Source organism: Noviherbaspirillum sp., assembly GCF_035627455.1.
In the GTDB taxonomy this organism is placed as follows: domain Bacteria; phylum Pseudomonadota; class Gammaproteobacteria; order Burkholderiales; family Burkholderiaceae_D; genus Noviherbaspirillum.
Genome location: NZ_DASPLS010000064.1, coordinates 1 through 19643, shown reverse-complemented (window position 1 = coordinate 19643; position 19643 = coordinate 1). Strand labels below are relative to the sequence as shown.

The 19643-nt window shown below is 64.5% G+C and carries 18 protein-coding genes; 5 read left to right on the top strand and 13 right to left on the bottom strand.

Going from position 1 to position 19643, the window contains the following annotated elements:
* Positions 1 to 9 precede the first annotated feature (9 nt).
* Both VEC01_RS12025 and parC read left to right on the top strand, forming a co-directional pair.
* Positions 10 to 783 carry a lytic transglycosylase domain-containing protein gene (locus tag VEC01_RS12025; protein WP_324901085.1) on the top strand — a complete coding sequence of 258 codons (774 nt, stop codon included), beginning with the start codon at positions 10 to 12 and terminating at the stop codon, positions 781 to 783.
* A complete protein-coding gene (gene parC, locus VEC01_RS12020; RefSeq protein ID WP_324901084.1) occupies positions 780 to 3092 on the top strand; it encodes a DNA topoisomerase IV subunit A in 2313 nt (770 codons plus the stop codon). Before VEC01_RS12025 ends, parC begins: the two co-directional genes overlap by 4 nt.
* 164 nt (positions 3093 to 3256) lie before the next feature.
* On the opposite strand, the gene VEC01_RS12015 is transcribed toward parC, so the two are convergent.
* From VEC01_RS12015 to VEC01_RS11975, 9 genes are all read right to left on the bottom strand, one after another.
* Positions 3257 to 5203, bottom strand: coding sequence for a DUF4214 domain-containing protein (locus VEC01_RS12015; RefSeq protein WP_324901083.1), 1947 nt, complete (start codon positions 5201 to 5203; stop codon positions 3257 to 3259).
* Between the two features lie 155 nt (positions 5204 to 5358).
* Positions 5359 to 7299, bottom strand: coding sequence for a DUF4214 domain-containing protein (locus VEC01_RS12010; RefSeq protein WP_324901081.1), 1941 nt, complete (start codon positions 7297 to 7299; stop codon positions 5359 to 5361).
* A 256-nt stretch (positions 7300 to 7555) separates the two neighbouring features.
* Positions 7556 to 8749, bottom strand: coding sequence for a PLP-dependent aminotransferase family protein (locus VEC01_RS12005; protein WP_324901080.1), 1194 nt, complete (start codon positions 8747 to 8749; stop codon positions 7556 to 7558).
* A 113-nt stretch (positions 8750 to 8862) separates the two neighbouring features.
* The gene (locus VEC01_RS12000; protein WP_324901079.1) at positions 8863 to 9693 is read right to left on the bottom strand and encodes a PhzF family phenazine biosynthesis protein; all 831 of its coding nucleotides are present in this window, start codon (positions 9691 to 9693) and stop codon (positions 8863 to 8865) included.
* Between the two features lie 13 nt (positions 9694 to 9706).
* Positions 9707 to 10165: a RidA family protein gene (locus VEC01_RS11995; protein ID WP_324901077.1), complete on the bottom strand. Its 459-nt coding sequence runs from the start codon at positions 10163 to 10165 to the stop codon at positions 9707 to 9709.
* Between the two features lie 52 nt (positions 10166 to 10217).
* Positions 10218 to 11102 carry a DMT family transporter gene (locus tag VEC01_RS11990; protein WP_324901076.1) on the bottom strand — a complete coding sequence of 295 codons (885 nt, stop codon included), beginning with the start codon at positions 11100 to 11102 and terminating at the stop codon, positions 10218 to 10220.
* Positions 11099 to 11437, bottom strand: a complete 339-nt coding sequence (locus VEC01_RS11985) for a cupin domain-containing protein (protein ID WP_324901075.1) — start codon at positions 11435 to 11437, stop codon at positions 11099 to 11101. Before VEC01_RS11985 ends, VEC01_RS11990 begins: the two co-directional genes overlap by 4 nt.
* Before the next feature lie 12 nt (positions 11438 to 11449).
* A complete protein-coding gene (locus VEC01_RS11980) occupies positions 11450 to 12040 on the bottom strand; it encodes a LysE family translocator (RefSeq protein ID WP_324901074.1) in 591 nt (196 codons plus the stop codon).
* Positions 12041 to 12054: 14 nt separating this feature from the next.
* Positions 12055 to 13038 (bottom strand): threonine dehydratase, encoded by a 984-nt coding sequence (locus VEC01_RS11975; RefSeq protein WP_324901073.1) that lies wholly within the window; start codon positions 13036 to 13038, stop codon positions 12055 to 12057.
* A gap of 130 nt (positions 13039 to 13168) precedes the next feature.
* Between VEC01_RS11975 and VEC01_RS11970 the strand changes: the two genes are divergently transcribed.
* Together VEC01_RS11970 and htpG are read left to right on the top strand one after the other, a co-directional pair.
* Positions 13169 to 14638, top strand: a complete 1470-nt coding sequence (locus VEC01_RS11970) for a PLP-dependent aminotransferase family protein (protein ID WP_324901072.1) — start codon at positions 13169 to 13171, stop codon at positions 14636 to 14638.
* Positions 14639 to 14769: 131 nt separating this feature from the next.
* Entirely contained in the window at positions 14770 to 16683 is a 1914-nt protein-coding gene (gene htpG, locus VEC01_RS11965) for a molecular chaperone HtpG (protein ID WP_324901070.1), read from the top strand.
* A 63-nt stretch (positions 16684 to 16746) separates the two neighbouring features.
* Here the strand turns inward: htpG and VEC01_RS11960 are convergent, their stop codons facing one another.
* Genes VEC01_RS11960 through VEC01_RS11950 form a run of 3 tightly spaced genes read right to left on the bottom strand, consistent with a single transcriptional unit; the run spans position 16747 to position 18440 of the window.
* Positions 16747 to 17064, bottom strand: coding sequence for a DUF1330 domain-containing protein (locus VEC01_RS11960; RefSeq protein WP_324901068.1), 318 nt, complete (start codon positions 17062 to 17064; stop codon positions 16747 to 16749).
* A complete protein-coding gene (locus tag VEC01_RS11955; protein ID WP_324901067.1) occupies positions 17064 to 17972 on the bottom strand; it encodes an alpha/beta fold hydrolase in 909 nt (302 codons plus the stop codon). The genes VEC01_RS11960 and VEC01_RS11955 overlap by 1 nt, the downstream gene beginning before the upstream one ends.
* Positions 17973 to 18005: 33 nt before the next feature.
* Positions 18006 to 18440: a hotdog fold domain-containing protein gene (locus VEC01_RS11950; protein ID WP_324901065.1), complete on the bottom strand. Its 435-nt coding sequence runs from the start codon at positions 18438 to 18440 to the stop codon at positions 18006 to 18008.
* 147 nt (positions 18441 to 18587) lie between these two features.
* On the opposite strand from VEC01_RS11950, the gene VEC01_RS11945 reads away from it, so the two are divergent.
* Positions 18588 to 19175 carry a TetR/AcrR family transcriptional regulator gene (locus VEC01_RS11945; RefSeq protein ID WP_324901063.1) on the top strand — a complete coding sequence of 196 codons (588 nt, stop codon included), beginning with the start codon at positions 18588 to 18590 and terminating at the stop codon, positions 19173 to 19175.
* Between the two features lie 45 nt (positions 19176 to 19220).
* Here VEC01_RS11945 and VEC01_RS11940 read toward each other — a convergent pair.
* Positions 19221 to 19643 (bottom strand): DUF962 domain-containing protein (locus VEC01_RS11940; protein WP_324901062.1); only part of this gene is annotated, 423 nt, incomplete at its 5' end.

The following is a 19643-nucleotide window of genomic DNA, read 5'->3' as shown; positions in this document are numbered from 1 at the left end:
GCGACGCCGATGAAGCGCCCTGCCGTCCTTGCCCTCGCCTTCGCCATCCTGTCCGCCCCCGCGCGGGCGGACATCTATGGCTATGTCGATGCGGACGGCGTCGCGCATTTCTCCACCGAAAAGATCGACGCGCGTTACCACCTCTTCATGCGCGGCAGCGGCCCCTTCGATACCGCGCAGCTCGGCGCCCATCAAACGGAGGAAACGCCGCTGTCCGGGTTCCTGACACGGCATCCGGGATTGCAGAAGGTGGAACCGGTGCTGCACGAGGCGGCGCAGGAATTCGAACTTGATCCGGCCCTGCTGAAGGCGGTGATGGCCGCCGAGTCCGGATTCAACCCGAACGCGGTATCGCCCAAGGGCGCAATCGGCCTGATGCAGATCATGCCGGCGACCGCCGAACGCTACGGCCTGCAGGGCGACCGGAAGAAAACCCTGGAGCAGAAGCTGGCCGATCCGAAAACCAATATCCGGCTGGCGGCGCGCTACCTGCGCGACCTGCACAAGCTCTTCCCTTCCCGGCCGGAGCTGGTGATCGCATCGTACAACGCCGGCGAAGGCGCCGTGCAGAAGTACAACAACGCGATTCCGCCGTATCCGGAAACGCGCAGCTACGTGCAGATCGTCAAGCAGTTCTACCGGCTGTACAAACCGGCCGCGCAACGCCTGTCGGTCGCCGCATTCGACCAGAACGCAACGGGTGCGAAACGCATCCGCATGACCATTCCGGGCCGCCGCAGCATGCCGGCGACCGCCCTTGAATCATCCACAGAAAAGCAATGACTGAACAAGCCACCCTGTTTGAAGACATGCCGTCCGGCGACGGCGAAGCGCTGACGCTGGCGACCTTTGCCGAGCGCGCCTATCTCGACTATGCGATCTCGGTCGTCAAGGGCCGCGCGCTGCCGGATGTGAGCGACGGCCAGAAACCGGTGCAGCGCCGTATCCTGTTTGCGATGCATGAACTCGGGCTGGACGCCACCGCCAAGCCGCGCAAGTCGGCGGCCGTGGTCGGCGACGTGCTCGGCAAGCTGCATCCGCACGGCGACCAGTCGGTGTACGACGCACTGGTGCGCATGGCGCAGGATTTCTCGCTGCGCTATCCGCTGATCGACGGCCAGGGCAACTTCGGCTCGCGCGACGGCGACGGCGCTGCCGCGATGCGATACACCGAGGCGCGGCTGACGCCGATTTCCAGGCTGCTGCTTGACGAGATCGACATGGGCACCGTCGACTTCCAGCCGAACTACGACGGCTCGACGCAGGAACCGAAGCTGCTGCCGGCGCGCCTGCCGATGGTGCTGCTCAACGGCGCCTCCGGCATCGCGGTCGGCCTGGCGACCGAAATCCCGTCGCACAACCTGACTGAAGTGGCGAAGGCGGCAGTGGCGATGATCCGCAATCCCAAGATCACGCATGCCGAACTGATGCAGCTGGTTCCCGGCCCGGATTTCCCCGGCGGCGGCCAGATCATCACGCCGGCGGCCGCGATCGCGGAAATGTACGAAAACGGGCGCGGCACGCTGAAGGTGCGCGCGCGCTGGAAGATCGAGGACCTGGCGCGCGGCCAGTGGCAGGCGGTGGTGACCGAGCTGCCGCCCGGCACCTCTGCGCAGAAGATCCTGGAAGAGATCGAAGAGCTGACCAATCCCAAGGTCAAGCTCGGCAAGAAATCGTTGCTGCCGGACCAGCTGGCGATGAAGCAGATGATCCTGTCGGTGCTCGATACCGTGCGCGACGAATCCGGCAAGGATGCGCCGGTGCGCCTGGTGTTCGAGCCGAAGTCGAAGAACCAGGACCAGACCGAGTTCATGAACATCCTGCTGGCGCATACCTCGCTCGAGACCGGCAATTCGATCAACCTGGTGATGATCGGCCGCGACGGCCGTCCGCGCCAGAAGGGCCTGTCGCACATCCTGCAGGAATGGATCGCGTTCCGCTTCGATACCGTTACCCGCCGCACCCGCTTCCGCCTGCAGAAGGTCGACGACCGCATCCATATCCTCGAAGGCCGCGAAGCGATCCTGCTCAACATCGACAAGGTGATCCGGATCATCCGCGAATCCGACGAACCGAAGCCGGCGCTGATCAAGGCTTTCAATCTCTCGGACCGCCAGGCCGAGGACATCCTGGAAATCCGCCTGCGCCAGCTGGCGCGGCTGGAGGCGATCAAGATCCAGCAGGAACTGGCGGATCTGCGCCGCGAAAAGGAAACCCTGCACGACCTGCTCGACAACCCGGCGTCGATGAAGAAGCTGGTGATCAAGGAAATCGAAACCGATGCCAAGCAGTTCGGCGATGCGCGCCGCACGCTGATCGAGGAAGCCGAGAAAGCCGTCTTCGAACAGAAGGTGCTGGACGAGCCGGTGACCGTGGTGCTGTCGCAGAAGGGCTGGGTGCGCGCGCGTAACGGCCACGGCCATGACGCTTCGCAGTTCACCTTCAAGGCCGGCGACAGCCTGTACGGCACCTTCGAATGCCGCACTGTCGACACGCTGCTGGCCTTCGGCTCCAACGGTCGCATCTATTCGGTGCCGGTATCCGCCCTTCCCGGCGCGCGCGGCGACGGCGTGCCGGTGACCTCGCTGGTCGAACTGGCCGCCGGCACGCGCCTGCTGCATTACTTCGCCGGCCCGGCCGACACGGTTCTGCTGCTCGCGTCCACCGCCGGCAACGGTTTCAGCGCGAAGGCGGGCGACATGGTCAGCCGCATCAAGGCCGGCAAGGCCTTCATCACCCTGGACGAAGGCGACGAGCCGCTCGCCCCGCGCATGGTGGGTGCCGGCGCAAGCGCCATCGCCTGCCTGTCGGAAAAGGGACGCCTGCTGGTATTTGGACTGGATGAGATCAAGACCCTGTCCGGCGGCGGACGCGGCGTGATCCTGATGGACCTGGAAAAGAATGAAAAGCTGATTGCCGCCCAGCCGATCAGCCAGAAGGGCGTGACCATCTCCGGCACCGGACGCGGCGGCAAGGCACAGGAACTGACGCTGTCGGCGTCACAGCTTGCGCCGCATATCGGCAAGCGCGCGCGCAAGGGCAAGCCGCTGGAATCGAAGATCAAGCCGGCGGCGCTGAGCGCGGTACGGTAAGGCAGACCGCCAGCGCGCCTGGCGGCTGCACATGAGTGATCGCAGGGTGGGTGGGGCCGCCAAGGTTGAGAGAAGCGAAACCCGCCGCGTTCCCGAACAGGACAAAGGCGGATTCCGCTTCTCTCAACCGCCCTGCAATTGTCGGCGTTCCCGCGAATTGTTTGTCAGATCGCCGCGCCCGACTCGGCCTGCCCGATCAGCGTGACCAGCGCTCCGGTATCCGCGCCGATGCCGTCGGTGAGGCTGGCCAGGTGCGCCGGCGTCAAGGTGCCGCGCTCGCGCTGGTAATCGACTGCATACAGCGACCAGTCCAGCCGGTTCTGGAAGAAATCCTTGCCGCTCGTGCCGTCGGGCACGTTCAATGCGGCATTCGTCATGTCGATCACCAGTTGGCCGCGCGAGTTCGAGGCAAGTTGCTGCGTCCAGTAGTTCAGGCCCTCCGTATCCGGCGCCTTGTTGAACACATTGCTGTAGATGGTAGTGACGAACTGCGAGGCCGACATGACGGCCGGATAGATCGCCTTGACCACGTCCAGCGAGAAAATCACGTCGGCCACGCCGGTCAGGCCGCGCGCGGCGACTTCCTGCGCCCAGTAGTTGTAGCCTTCCGTTTCCGGCGCGCGGCGGAACGCCGCCACGTAAATCTGCGCAAGTGTCGAATCGAGATCGTTCGCGACCGCGACGCCGGAGAGATTCTGCAGCAGGTCGGAAAACTGGATCTGTTCCACATCGCGGCAAATGGCGACATTGCTGCCGCTCGCATCGCTGATCAGCGCGACATTGCTGCGCAGCTTGGTCACTTGCATGGCGGAAGAAGCCTGGGCCAGCGCCAGCTTGTCGCTGCCGTTGCCGCCATGGATCGCATCCCTGCCCAGGAGGCCGGCGAAGGTATCGTTGCCTTCGCCGCCGTCGAGAATGTCGCCGCCGGCGCCGCCTTCGAGCGTATCGTTGCCCGCCAAGCCATGGAGGCGGTTCGCGGCATCATTGCCGGCGATGATGTCGCCGGCGGAACCGCCTTTTGCATTCTCGATCACGGTCCCGAAATTGACGGTGACCTGGCCCGCCGCCGAAATCAGCGACGCTTTCGACCCGATATAGCCCCAGCAGCCGGGTTCGAGGTAGAGCGCGAGCGATTGCGTCAATGCCGAACCGTCAATGGTGTCGCTGCCGCCGCCATCCCAGATCATGTTGGATGCACCGGCGGAGAGCGTATAGACGTCATCGGTGCCGGCCGCCTTGCTCGGTCCGTACAGGTACTGCAGCGCGGCGATGTCGAGCGGCGAGTAACGCAGCGCATACTCGGAAGGCCGCGAGGTGTAGGTCATCACCGACCATTGCGAATTCGATTCCGCCGCAGGCAGGTAGGGGCCTTCGTTCGCCTCCGCCACAGACGTCTCGAAAGGATGTTTCAGTCCGAGCGCATGACCCAGTTCGTGGATCAGCGTCAGCGCCGAGTAGTCGCCGGTCCTGGGCGTCAGGTTGCCGGCGCTGCCGCCTGTGTAATTGAGCAGCACGTCGCTGCCCTGGTAGTCGTCAAAGGGGAAGTAGGCATAGCCGGAGGAGCCGGTCTGCGCGTTGTTCGCAAATACGATGGTATTGACCGCCGCCGGATTGTCGGTCTCGACGAACCGCAGGTCGACGATGGTCGAGATGTAGGCCAGCGCCTGCCGCACGAAGCTCTGCTGCTGCGCGGTGAAAGCCTTGAACCCCGCTGCGTCCTCGCTCGAGAAATGGGCCGGGACCGAGGTGGGGAAACAATAAGAGAAGGTCTTGCTGCCGTTGAGCAGGGGGACGAAGCCGGGTGCGGAACCGGGCAGCAGCGCGTCCAGCCAGTATGGCAGCTTCTGCACCCCGGACGCCCACGACCAGCTTTCGATCTCGGGGTCGGTCTTGTAGAAATTGACATGCACGATGCCCGCATCCGTGCCCCCGCTGTCATATACCTGGTCCCAGCGATCACGCACGACATAGGTGTCGTTGCCCTCGCCGCCGTAGAGTTCATCGTTGCCCGCTCCGCCGTCCAGCGTATCGCTGCCCGGGCCACCGTATACCACATCATCCGCTGCGGTTCCGACGAGCTTGTCGTTGCCGCTTGTACCACTGATCGTCATCTGAACTGCCTGCTGCCTGTCGCCGACGCACTTGCGTCCTGTCCGGTCAGTCTATCAAAACCGACTGCGCGCGCGGTTGGCAATCGGCGACAGGCGGCAAATTTGGCGCTGGCACCGCGGTGCAGGATGGTGTAGGCGCGCGCCCCGTGCCGTGCTCAGATTGCCGCGCCGGATTCGGCTTGCCCGATCAGCGTGATCAGCGCGGCGGTGTCGGCGCCGATCCCGGCGGTGAGTTCGTCGAGACGGGTGATCGGCATGTCCTTGCCCTGCTCATGCTGGTAGTCGAGCGCATACAGGGACCAGTCGACGCGGTTCTGGAAGTATGCCTTGCCCGGGGTGCCGTCGGCCGCATGCAGCGCCGCGCAGGTCATGTCGATCACCACCTGTCCGCGCGAGCTTGCAGCGACCTGTTCCGACCAGTATTTCAGTCCCTCGGCATCGGGCGCCCGGTTGAATACGTTCGCGTAGATGGTCGCGACAAATTCCCCGGCACTCATATCGGCCGGGTAAAGCGCCTTCACGCCGTCCAGCGAAAAGATGGTGTCCGCGGCGGCCGTGATGCCCCTGGCCGCGACTTCCTTCGCCCAGTATTCGTAACCGCTCAGCTCGGGCGCGCGGCGGAATGCCGCGACATAGACTTGTGCGAGCGTCGCGTCGAGCTGGCGGGCGATGGCGGCCGTGCCGAGGTTGGCCAGCGCATCCGCAAAATAGATGCGCTCGACATCACGGCAGAGCACCAGGTTGGCGCCGCCGGCATCGGTGACGACCGCCGCCCCGTCACGCAGCTTGATGACCTCCATCTGCGATGCCGACTGCTTCAGGATCATCCGGTCTTCGCCCGCGCCGCCGGCAAACAGATCCCTGCCGTGCAGGCCGAGTGCGGTGTCGTTGCCTTCCCCGCCGTCGATCACGTCGTCTCCGGCCGCGCCCTCGATGGTGTCGCTGCCGGCCCCGCCGCAGATGCCGTTCGCGGCGCCATTGCCGAAAATGACATCATCGGCCTGGCCGCCCTGCACATTCTCGATCACCGTGCCGAAATTGACCGTGACCTGCCCCGCGGCGTAGATGTTGCTCGATTTCGAGCCGATGTAGCCCCAGTATCCCGGCTCAAGGAAAAGGTTCAGCCCATGCGTGAGCGCGGAACCGTCGATGGTGTCGACGCCGGCGCCATCCCAGATGAAGTTGGCGGCATTCGCGGTCAGCGTGTACACATCATTGCCGGTTGCGGCCTTGCTCGGTCCGTACAGATACTGGAGCGCCGCGATATCGAGCGGCGCAAAACGCAGCGCGTAGGCATCCGGCGTGGAGTCGTAGCTCATCACCGTCCACGGCGCGGAATCCTCGCCGGGTTCGAGGTAGGGGCCTTCGGCGTTGCCATCGTCGAAAGGATGTTTCAGGCCGAGCGCGTGGCCCAGTTCGTGGATCAGCACCAGCGCGGAATACCCGGTCGCCGACGGAACGGTATTCTCCTGCCCGTTGTTGAGCAGGATGTCGTTTCCGTAGTAGGTGGCGCCGTCCGGATAATAGGCATAGCCGGAGGAGGACGATCCCTGGTCGTTGTTGGCGAATACGATGGTGTTGTGCGCATCGGGACTGGCGGTTTCGACGAAGCTCACGTCGATTACGCGCGAAATGTAATCCATTGCCTGCCGGGCGAACGCCTTCTGCTGGGCGTTGAAGGCGGCGAAACCGGCCGAGACGCCTTCGTCGAAGTAGATCGGCGCCGACGTCGCGAAACAGTAGTTGAAGGTCTTGCCGCTGCCGAGCAGCTTGGTGAAACCGGACGCCTCCTCCGGCAGCATCGCATCCAGCCAGTACGGAAGGCGCGCGACGCCATCGGCCCATCGCCAGTACGCCATGCTGTAGGCGGGCTTGTAGAAGTCGGCATAGATCAGGCCGCCGTTATCCCCGTCGGCGTCGGACACATGGTCGTAACGATCCCGGATGATGTAGTAATCGCTGCCGCCGCCGCCGTACAGGTCATCGCAGCCGGCGCCGCCGTCCAGCGTGTCATTGCCGTCTCCCGCCAGAATCACATCGTCCGCGCTTCCGCCAACGAGCTGGTCGGCGCCATTGGTACCGGTGATCCTCGTCATTCTGCCCTCCCCGATTTCAGTTGCTGCGTGCTGCTCCAAAATGTTTTTTTGGCAAGTCTAGCAAAAGAATTTCAACATAAAGCAATCGCCTTGATGACCAAAAGGAAATTTTTCGATTGAAATGCCTAATTACAACGGGAAGTTCGCAGGGCTTACACGAACGGACAAAACCGGGGCGCCAACGATGGTCAGCCCGGTCGGGAATGAAATGCAATGGAAGAGGAAAGCCGCCGGCGCAGGGCCGGCGGCGCGGCTGTTACAGCTTGGCGGCGATCAGCTTGCCGAGGCGTTCCACGCCCTCGCGGATCTTCTCCGGCGGAACGGTGACGAAGGACAGGCGCAGCGTGTTCTGCTCGGGCGCGTTCGCGTAGAAAGGCGCGCCCGGCACGAATGCGACATTCTGCGCGACCGCCTCATCCAGCAGCTTCATGCTGTCGATATGCTTGGGCAGCGTGACCCAGATGAACATGCCGCCTTCCGGCCGCGTCCAGGTCACGGACGACGGGAAGAATTCGGCCAGCGCGGCAAGCATGGCTTCGCACTGGTCGGCATACAGCTTGCGGATGGTCGGGATGTGTTCGTTCAGGAAGCCGTCCTTGACCACCTCATGCACCACCATCTGCGTCAGCTGCGCGGTGTGCAGGTCGGCGGCCTGCTTGGCCTGTTCCAGCTTGCGGATCAGCGGCACCGGCGCGACCACGTAGCCGAGGCGGATGCCGGGCGTGAGCACCTTGGAGAAGGAGCCCATGTAGATCACGCCGTTCGGATTCATGGTCAGCATCTTCGGCAGCGGCTCGCCGCGATAGCTGAGCGCGCCATAGGGATCGTCCTCGATCAGCGGCAGGCCGAGGCGCGCGCAGCTTTCCACCAGGGCGGCGCGGCGCTCGACCGACAGCGTGCGCCCGGTCGGGTTCTGGAAGTTCGGCAGCGCATACAGCAGGCGCGCGCCCTGTGCGACGCCGGCGAGCTGTTCGGGAATCAGTCCGTGGTCGTCGGTCGGCACCGACACGAACTCCGGACGGTAAACGGAAAACGCCTGCAATGCGCCGAGGTAGCTCGGGGTTTCCACCAGCACCTTGCTGCCCTCGTCGATCAGCACCTTGGCCAGCAGGTCCAGGCCCTGCTGCGAGCCGGAGACCATCAACACCTGTTCCGGCAGGATCTTCGCGCCCTCGCCCGACAGCGATTCGGCAATCCATTCCCGCAACGGGCCGTAGCCGTCGGTCGGACCGTATTGCAGCGCAACCTTGCCCTGGTTCGACAGCACGGTGTCGAAGGCGGCGCGCATGCGCTCGACCGGGAAGGTGGCCGGGGAAGGCAGGCCGCCCGCGAAGGAAATGACGTCCGGACGGACTGTCACTTTCAGGATTTCGCGGATGACCGAGCTCTGCAGCTGCTGTGCGCGCTCGGAGAATTGCCACTGGATGGGTGCAGGATTTTCCATTTTCATGCTTGTCTCACTGTAATGTACGGCGATGGACGCCTCTTTGTTTTCCGGTCTGCTTGTGGCAAACCGACCCTGGGGCGGCGTCGGGTACACGCCGCCCGAACCTCGATTCTAAACTAAGCGGCGATGCTACCTTCGATGCAATTGACGGCTTGCCCGGACAACCAGATGCTGCCATTTTCATAAGCAATGGCAATATGCCCGTCGCGGCCGACGCAGCGTCCCTGCCGCGCGCGGTAATCCTGCTCGCCGCGCCGCTGGTGCAGGTAATAGGCGACCGCGCCGTTGCCGCTGCCGCATACCGGGTCTTCCGGCGTGCCTTCATGCGGCGCGAAGGAGCGCACCTCGACCACGTCGCCATCCATGCCGAAGATGTTGATGCCGTTGGCGCCCGCCCGGCTTGCCGCCGCAGCGATTTTGCCCATATCCGGGCGCAGGCTGCGCAGCAGCTCGCCGCTCGCGACCTGCCCGGTCAGCCATGCCACGCCGAGATCGACCACCACCGGCGCGTCGAGCAGCGCGGCGCCGAGTGCGGACTCGACCGCGGCCCGCACCTCGTCGCCGACCTGCCGGAACTGCGCTGCGGGCAGCGCGATCCGGATGCCGTCCTCGCCGGTCTTCAAGCGCACCAGGCCAACGCCGCATTCCTGCACCAGTTCGCCCGGGCGCCCCGAAACGAAGCCGGACGCCAGCAGCGCATGCGCGCTGCCGATGGTGGGATGGCCGGCGAAGCGCATCTCGTTGGCGGGGCAGAAAATGCGCAGCAGGTAATCCGCCCCCGGCCGCGTCGGCGCGCAGACGAAGGTGGTCTCGGACAGATTGGTCCAGCGCGCGATCGCCTGCATCTGCGCCGTCGTCAGGCCGTCGCCGTCAAGGATGACCGCCACCGGATTGCCCTGGTAAGGAATGGTGGTGAAGACGTCGACCTGGCGGAAGCGGCGCTGCATGTCCTTTCCTTGATCAGCCGAGTTCGGCGATCAGCTCGATCTCGACGCAGGCGCCGAGCGGAATCTGCGCCACGCCGAACGCGGAGCGCGCATGCTTGCCCTGCTCGCCGAACACTTCGCCGAACAGTTCCGATGCGCCGTTGGTCACGAGGTGCTGTTCCGTGAATTCGGAGGTCGAATTGACCAGGCTCATCACCTTGACGATGCGCTTGACGCGGTTCAGGTCGCCGCCGGCGGCCGCCTGCAGCGTCGCGATCAGGTCGACCGCGACCGCGCGCGCGGCCTGCTTGCCTTCCTCGGTCGTCATGTTCTTGCCGAGCTGGCCGACCCAGGGCTTGCCGTCCTTCTTCGCGATATGGCCGGACACGAACACGGTGTTGCCGGTTTGCGCGTACATCACGTAGGCCGCGGCCGGCGCGGCGACCGCCGGCAGTTCGATGTTGAGTGCTTTGAGCTTTTCGTAGACGGACAAGATGTTCTCCAGAATGGTGGCAATCGAATTAAGGGATGACGATTTTATACCGCTAGCGGCGGATCGCGGTCCGCCTGCCGACCGCGACGACCGCGATCACCGCAATGGCAAACAGGAAATTGCGCGCATCCAGCGTTTCGCCAAGAATCAGCGCGGCGCCGATGAGCGTCAGGAAAGGTTGCACCAGCTGCACCTGCCCGACGCGCGCGATGCCGCCCAGCGCCAGCCCTTTATACCAAAAGAAGAACCCAATAAACATCGAAAATATGGACACGTAGCCGAATCCTATCCAGGCGCGCGGCGAGGCTTCCACGCCGTAGTGCCAGCACAGCCACAGCGTGACCGGCAGCAGCACCGGCATCGACAGCACCAGCGCCCAGGAAATCACCTGTTGCCCGCCCATCGATTGCGACAGCCTGCCGCCCTCGGCGTAGCCCATCGCCGCCGCCACCACCGCGCCGAACAGCGCGAGATCGGCGGCATGCAAGGCGCCGCCGCCCTGCCAAACCGCGAACGCGACCACCAGCGCCGAACCTGCCAGCGCCGACAGCCAGAAGGCGAGCGATGGCCGCTCGCCGAAGCGCAGCGCGCCGAATACCGCGGTTGCCAGCGGCAGCACGCCGATCACGATCGCGCCGTGCGACGCCGGCACGTAGCGCATCGCGATCGAACTCAACACCGGAAAGCCGATCACCACGCCGAGCGCGGTGACGATCAGCGCGCGCAACTGGGTACGCGTCGGGCGCGGCGCGTCCAGCCACCACAGCAGCAGCGCCGACGCCAGCGCGGCAACCACCGCGCGTCCGAGCGCCACCAGCACCGGGTTCAGCTCCGCCACCGCCATCCGGGTAAACGGCAGGGTCAGGCTGAAGATCGCGACGCCGATCGTGCCCAGCCACATGCCACGCGTTTCCTGCGTCAATGATGATCCGTTCATTGCTCTCCTCCCTGCGGTCCCCAGAACACTACCCAAGTCGCGAAATCGTCCGTGAAATTCCCGAAGCGGTGCGGCATACCGGCCGGCACGAAAAAGGCATCGCCCGCCTCGAAATCGTGGCACGCATCGCCGATGCGCAGTTCACCCCTGCCCTGCATGACGAAATACAGTTCGTCCTGCGCATGCGGCGTCTGCGGATCGTGGCCGCGCGGCGCATACAGCTCCACGCTCATCGTGCCATGCGCGAAACCGCGCATGAAGCGCTCTCCCTGCGGCCACGCCCCCGACGGCGGCCCTGGCAGGCGGGCGCTCAATTCCGACATCGACAGCTTCATCCCCGCCCCCCCTTACAGCCAGATCGAGACGGCCGAATACAGCGTCAGTACGACCATGACGGCGCAGAACAGGCGTTGCCATTCCGGCTGCGCGAGGTAGCGGCGCAGCGCCGCGCCGGTGCCCGCCCAGACGCTTACGCAAGGCAGGTTGATGGCGCAGAACACCAGGCAGAACAGCGCCACCGCAAGCCACACCGGCTGCACCGGCGGCAGGAAGGCGGAGACGCCGGTCAGCGCCATCACCCATGCCTTCGGATTGACGAACTGGAACAGTGCAGCGCCGCCGAAACTCATCGGCCGTGCCTGGCCGTCATTCCCCTGGCCCAAGGACATGTTGCGCAACTGCCAGGCCAGATACAGCAAATAGGCGGAACCGCAAGCCTTCATCGCCACGTGCAGCCCCGGCATCGCCAGCAGCAGGCTGCCGACGCCGGCCGCGCACAAGGCGAGCATGACGCCGAAACCGAAGACGATGCCGAGCATGTGCGGCAGCGAACGCCGGAATCCGAAGCGGATGCCCGACGAGGTGAGCATGATGTTGTTCGGGCCAGGCGTGATCGAGGACACGAACGCGAACAGCGAAAGCGGCAGCAGTGATTCCATGTTTTCCTCCGTGATCAACAAGGCAGGGGATCGGCGCTGGCAAGCACCCGCGCGAACATGTCGTGGTCGACGTTGCCGCCGCCCAGCGGCAGTCCGACCTTGAGCCCGCGCAGCCGGTCCCTGCGCTGCAGCGCGGCCGCCAGCGGCGCGGCGCCCGCGCCTTCGGCCGCGTTATGGGTGGCGACGTAGTACAGGCGCATTGCGGCGGCCACTTCGTCATCGGTCACGGCCACCACTTCGTCGACATATTTCCGGATCAGTTCCAGCGAGGCGTCGTCCGGCACGCGGCAGGCCATGCCGTCGGCAAGCACGGTGCCGACCGGCGACTCCAGCTTGCGTCCCTGCTCGAAGGAAAGCTTGTATGCCAGCGCATGGGCAGACACCACGCCGACGATGCGCGTCTTGAGAGCGAGCGCGTTGCGCGCGGCGATCGCGCCGCAGATGCCGGACCCCTGCCCGATCGCCACGAAGACCACGTCCAGATCCGGCTGCGCGGCAAACAGTTCCATCCAGTAGGTCGCGACCCCGCCGACCAGGTCGCGGTGAAAGGACGGCACCATGTGCAGGCGCTGCTCCTCGGCCAGGCGCGCCGCGTGTTCGCGGCTTTCCTGGAATTCGTCGCCGTGCTCGACCAGGTTGACGCCGAGCGCGCGCATCGCCGCATTCTTTTCCCTGCTGTTGCCGCGGGGAACCACAATCGTCGCCTGCATCCCGTGGCGACGCGCGGCCAGGCCGATCGACTGCCCATGATTGCCGCGGGTGGCCGAAACCACGCCGGCGACCTGCGGCGCGCGGCGTGCCAGCTCGTGGAGATACACCAGGCCGCCGCGCACCTTGAAGGCGCCGGTCGGCGTGTGGTTCTCATGCTTGACCCATGCCTCGGTGCCGAGCGCTTCGTTGAGCAGGGGCCAGCTGTATTGCGGCGTCGGCGGCATCGCGCGATACACGATGCCGGCGGCGTGGTCGAGGTCGGCGCGGGTGGGAAGCAGCTCGGTCATGGTTCGCTTTCGGGAAAGTTTGGCAGCCGTTCAAGGTTGCGGTTTGTTGTCGGTTGACTTATCCTAAATGAACTTACCGGTACAGTACCAGTACAGTTCATCAAATAATCTTGACCACTGTCACGGCAAAATGACCAATACAGCACCCGCCCGCAGATCCGCCGCGCTGAACCTGGCGGCACCCCAGATCTTGTCGCGCGACGCCGGCGAGTCGCTGGTCGACCAGATCGTGCGCTCGATCGAGTTGCGCATCGACGACAAGCTGCTGCGCAGCGGCGCGCGCATGCCTTCGATCCGCCAGTTCGCGGAACTGCATGGCGTGTCGCGATTCACGGTGGTCGAAGCCTATGACCGGCTGGTCGCCCGCGGCTACCTCGAATCGCGGCGCGGGTCCGGGTTCTATGTGCGCGAGCGCGCGCCGCTGGCGGCGCCGCCCGGCCCCCGTCCGGCCGATCCGGTGCCGCAGCACCTGGATGTGGTGTGGCTGGTGCGCAATATGTTCCGCCAGCAGCTGCCGCCGCAGAAGACGCCCGGCTCGGGCCTGTTGCCGAGCGACTGGCTGGATGGCGAGCTGATCGCCAACGGCCTGCGCGCGATCAGCCGGCAGAACCAGAACCTGCTGGTGCAATACGGAAATCCGCAGGGCTTCCTGCCGCTGCGCCAGCAGCTGCAGCTCAAGCTGGCCGAGCTGGAAATCGCCGCCGCGCCGGAGCAGATCCTGACCACTTCCGGCATTACCCAGGGGCTGGACCTGGTGGCGCGCCACTTCACCCGGCCCGGCGACACCATCTTCGTGGACGACCCGGCCTGGTTCCTGATGTTCGGCTCCTTCGCCACGCTCGGCGCAAAGGTGGTCGGGATCCCGCGCCTGCCGGACGGACCGGACATCGCCAGACTGGCCGAACTGGCCGCCGCGCACAAGCCCAGGCTCTACGTCATCAATTCGGTGCTGCACAACCCGACCTCGACCTCGCTGTCGGCGGCCAAGGCCTTCCAGGTCCTGAAGATCGCCGAGCAGCATGACATCACGATCGTCGAGGATGACATCTACTGCGACCTGCATCCCGGCTCCAGCGTGCAGCCGGCCACCCGCATCGCATCGCTCGACCAGCTGCAGCGGGTGATCTACCTCGGCGGATTTTCCAAGACGCTGGCGGCCAACCTGCGCGTGGGCTTTATCGCGGCATCGGCCGAGATCGCCGAGCGCCTGGCCGACCGCAAGATGCTGACCACGCTCACCACCTCCGAGATCGGCGAGCGCGTGGTCTACAAGATCCTGTCGGAAGGGCACTACCGCAAGCACGTCGACCGCCTGCGCAGCAAGCTGGACGCGGTGCGCGACAAGAACGTGAAGCAGTTGGAGCGCGTCGGGCTGAAGGTGGATATCGCGACGCCGGCGGGCATGTTCGTGTGGGCCGACGCCGGCTGCGACACAAACGTACTGACCGAGAAGGCGCTGGAGGAAGGCTACCTGCTCGCCCCGGGTGCGCTGTTCTCGCCGAGCCAGCTGCCGTCCACCCGGATGCGGATCAATGTCGCCGCGGTATCGGATGCGGGCGTGCTGCGCTTGCTCGAGCGGCACATCGGGAAAGCCGGCTGAAGCGGCACCGTCTCTGTTGCGCCGCAACAAAAGACAGCTCTTGAAATCCGGGAACCCGCCTCCATCTCCCCGCCACATTACCGTTTTTCATCATTACGCCTGACATGACTACATCGACTCTTGAGGAAAAAATGGCTGCATCCGAAAAACAGACCCTGGGGTTCCAGGCTGAGGTCAAGCAACTGCTGCAACTGATGATCCATTCCTTGTACTCCAACAAGGAAATCTTCCTGCGCGAACTGATCTCGAATGCGTCCGACGCCGCCGACAAGCTGCGTTTCGAGGCGATCAACAATGCGGCGCTGTTCGAGAACGATCCGGAACTGAAGATCAGGGTCACCTTCGACAAGGCTGCGCGCACCATCACCATCGCCGACAACGGCATCGGGATGAGCCGCGAGGAAGCCATCGAGCACCTCGGCACCATCGCCAAGTCCGGCACCAAGGAATTCTTCTCGAGGCTGTCGGGCGACCAGCAGAAGGATGCGGCGCTGATCGGCCAGTTCGGCGTCGGCTTCTATTCCGGCTTCATCGTCGCCGACCGGATCACCGTCGAGACCCGCCGCGCCGGGCTGTCCGCCGCCGACGGCGTGCGCTGGGAGTCGCGCGGCGAAGGCGACTTCACCGTCGAGCCGATCGACAAGCCGGGCCGCGGCACCGATATCACGCTGCACCTGCGCGAGGGCGAGGACGAGCTGCTGTCGGTGTGGAAGCTGAAATCCATCATCCGCAAGTATTCCGACCACATCTCGCTGCCCATCCTGATGCAGAAAGAGGAGTGGGACGAGGAAAAGAAGGAAACCGTCATCAAGGACGAGTTCGAGACGGTCAACCAGGCCAGCGCGCTGTGGTCCCGCAGCAAGTCCGACATCACGGCCGAGCAGTACGAAGAATTCTACAAGCACGTGTCGCACGACTTCGAAGGGCCGCTGGCCTATACCCACAACCGGGTCGAGGGCCGCAGCGAATACACGCAGCTGCTGTACATCCCGAAGCGGGCGCCGTTCGACCTGTGGGACCGCAACAAGCGCGGCGGCATCAAGCTGTATGTGAAGCGTGTGTTCATCATGGACGATGCCGAGCAGCTGATGCCGGTCTACCTGCGCTTCGTGAAGGGTGTGATCGACTCGAACGACCTGCCGCTGAACGTGTCGCGCGAAATCCTGCAGGAGTCGCGCGACGTGCGCGCCATCCGCGAGGGTTCGACCAAGCGCGTCCTCGGCCTGCTGGAAGAAATGGCCAACGGCGAGGAGCAGGAACAGAAGGACAAGTACGCGACCTTCTGGAAGGAATTCGGCCAGGTGTTGAAGGAAGGCGTCGGCGAAGACCATGCGAACAAGGAACGCATCGCCAAGCTGCTGCGGTTCGCCTCCACCCATAACGACAGTGACGCGCAGAACGTGTCCTTCGCCGATTACATCGGCCGCATGAAGGAAGGCCAGGACAAGATCTACTACGTCACCGCGGAAAACTACACCGCCGCCAAGAACAGCCCGCACCTGGAAATCTTCCGCAAGAAGGGCGTCGAAGTGCTGCTGCTGACCGACCGCGTGGACGAGTGGATGCTGTCCTTCCTGCATGAAGTCGAAGGCAAGGAACTGGCATCGGTCGCCAAGGGCGGCCTCGACCTCGGCAAGCTGGAAGACGAGGCCGAGAAGAAGCAGCATGAGCAGACCGAGACCGAATACAAGGAGCTGGTCGAAAAGATGAAGGGTGCGCTGGCCGACAAGGCCAAGGACGTGCGCGTGACCTTCCGTCTGACGGATTCGCCGGCCTGCCTGGTGGCCGACGAGCACGAGCTGTCGGGCAACCTGGTGCGCATGCTCAAGGCCGCCGGCCAGAATGCGCCGGAATCCAAGCCCATCCTTGAAATCAATCCGGATCACCCGCTGGTGCAGCGCCTCAAGTATGAGGAGACGAAGTTCGCCGACTGGTCGCACATCCTGTTCGACCAGGCATCGCTGGCCGAGGGCGGCACGCTGGCCGATCCGGCCGGCTTCGTGAAGCGCCTCAACGAGATGCTGCTGGGGATGGCGGGCAGGTAGGCTTCGCCGCGACCGTGCACAAAAGGGCTGCCCATCCGGCAGCCCTTTTTGCTTGCATGCCGTTCAGCCGATGCGCGCCAGCCCGCTCACATCCTCCCCCGCCACCAGCGCGAATTCGCCGTGCGAACCCGCGCTGCGCGCCTCGCGCCAGGGCCGGTATGCCTCGCTCTCGTAGAACGCCGCCGCCGCCTCCTTCGACGGCCATTCGATGATCAGGAAGACCTGCGGCGCCTTCCTGCTCCCTTCGACTTTCTCGACCTTGGGCGTGCGCGCCAGGTAGCGGCCGCCGTAGCGCTCCACCATCGGCGTGACATTCTTCGCATAGTCGGCGACCCAGCTGCGGTCGGTGATGTCGAGCTCGGCGACTGAATAGTATTTCATTATGCGCTCCTGACTTGCAGATGCGGCCAGCGTCCGGCGTTGCGCGCGGCGCACTGTTCCAGCCATTCCTGCGCCTGGCGCCATAGCGTTGTCCTGAATTCCGGCCGGAAGAAGCCGAAATGCCCGATGCGGCGCGCCTGCACGTCGGCCGGCGCGATGTGGCGCCGCTCCACCGGCGCATTGCGGTAGATGCCATGCAGGCGATCGATGCTTTTCCGGCTCAACAACTCGTCGTCCGTGAAACTCAGGGACAGCACGGGTACGCGTATCCTGTCAAAGCCGTCGCGGATCAGCCTTCCCTTGCCATCGACCACGTAGTCCGGATGGCGGCACCAGCGCGACCACTGGTAGACCACGCCCCTGGGCAGGTCGCCCACCATCCGCAACCGCTTGCCGGGGAAATAGCCGAACAGCGGGGTACATAACGGCACTGCCACATACCACATGAACCAGACATAGCGCTTGAGCTTCGGCACGTTGTGACGCCAGTAGCCGCTGCCGGCGGCAACCGTTAGGATGCCGTCGATCAGGTCGCGGTCCGGCAGCAGTCCCGGCAACTGCCCGCCGAGGGAATGTCCCACCACCAGCAGCGGCAGGTTGCGCTGCCATTCCTTCGCTACCCGCAGTGCCGCGTTGTAGTCCCGCTCCGCCCAGATGAACAGGTCGGCTTGCAGGCCGCGCAAGGAGCGTCTGTGCTTCTCGGGAACCGAGGCGCCGGCGCCGCGGTAGTCGAAGGTCAGTACCGCGAACCCTTGCTGTGCGAGGAACTGCGCGAACGGAAAATAGAAGTCCTGCCTGATGCCCATCGCGCACGGCAGCACGACGACCGCCTTGGGCGCGGCGGCAGGAACGAAGCGGGTGGCGGCCAGGGTGAAGCCGTCGGACGCGAGGATGGTTGTGGATTCCATGTCAGCTCCGGACAGTGGTGTCGGGTGGAACCCTTATTTCAGGTTCATCGTGATCTTCGCGGTGAAGACGCGCTTGCCTTCGGTGTCGAAGGCATCCACCGGCACCTCGATATCGCCTGCGTCATCCCACGGCAGGCCCGCGCCGTCGGCCACCACCCGCACGTCGGTCTTCGCCTTGGCCAGGTATTGCACCGTCATCCCGACCGGGATCCACTGCCGGCCCTCGGGGATCGAGACCGTGGTCATCGTGCCCGCCGCCAGCTCCGCCGCATTGCACAGTGCGATCGCGTGCACCGTGCCGATGTGGTTGTGCACCTCGCGCCGGTTGGCGAACTGCACTTCCGCATAGCCCGGGCGCAGCGCGGTGAAGGTCGGCGCAATGGTCGAGAAGTACGGCGCCAGATTCGTCACCGCCTTGCTGAACGCTTCATTGCCCATCTGCTGGTACATCCCCAGAACCTGGTTCATTGTTTTCTCCTTGATGTGGTCGTCATCCGGTTGTTGTTTGCCGCTGCCTTTCCGATCGGATAAGGTAACGGCTGTGCCCGCCGGCGGCTCCGGCAGGACTAGAACTTTATTCTAGAATATAATTCTAGTATAACCAGTCTAATCGCGATGACGACCACCACCAGGAAAAGCAGAAAGCAGGAAATCCTCGATGCTGCCCTCGCCTGCTTCAACGAGCACGGCATCGAGGCGACCACGATCGAGATGATCCGCGAGCGCTCCGGCGCCAGCGTGGGCAGCATGTATCACCACTTTGGCGGCAAGGAAATCATTGCCGCGACGCTGTATGTCGACGCGATCGCCGGCTACCAGGATTACCAGCAGGCGCTGCTGGCGCAGGCGCGTACCGCGCAGGAAGGCGTCAAGGCAGTGACGTACGCCTATATCGACTGGGTGTCCGCCAACCCGGACCGGGCACGCTTCGTTCTTTACAACCGGGGCGTGCTGGCCAAGGGCGGCATGGCGGGCGAGCTGCAGGAGCGCAGCCGCAGGAAGATGAGCGAAGTGTTCGGATGGTTCAAGCCCTTCATCGAAAAAGGCGAGCTGAAGAAGCTGCCGCTGGAATGCTACGGCTCTATCCTCACCGGGCCGTCGCACGACTATGCCCGCCTGTGGCTGTCCGGCCGCGTGCACACGGATATCAAGGCTTACCGCGAGATCTTCGCGGAAGCGGCATGGAATGCGGTCAGGCCATGACCGGCGTTTGCAGGACGCGAGACCGCCCTGCGATGAAAAAATCCGTCAGTAGGCGATGTGCAGGCGCCGGTACAGGACGCCGAGCACGAACAGCGGCCCGATCAGCAGGAAGCGCAGGTCGTCGAAGAACGACGGCTTCTTGCCCTCGATCTTGTGGCCGATGAACTGCCCGATCCAGGCAAGGACGAAGATCGTCAGCGAAATTTCCAGGATCCGCGTCTGCGGCAACAGCGACAGGATCCACAGCATCGCGCCGGACATCAGCAGCATGCCGAACGCGAACCGCGCCGACAGCCGGAAATAGTAGGCCAGGGCCGCCAGGCTGACCGCCAGCGCCGCCAGCGGATGCGCCGCCCATACCAGGCCGAGGAAGGAAAACATGATGGCCGGAATGCAGATGCAATGGATCGCTTCGTTCACGGGATGAAGATGGCTCTCGCCATACTTCGCGAGCAGGTCGTCAACTTG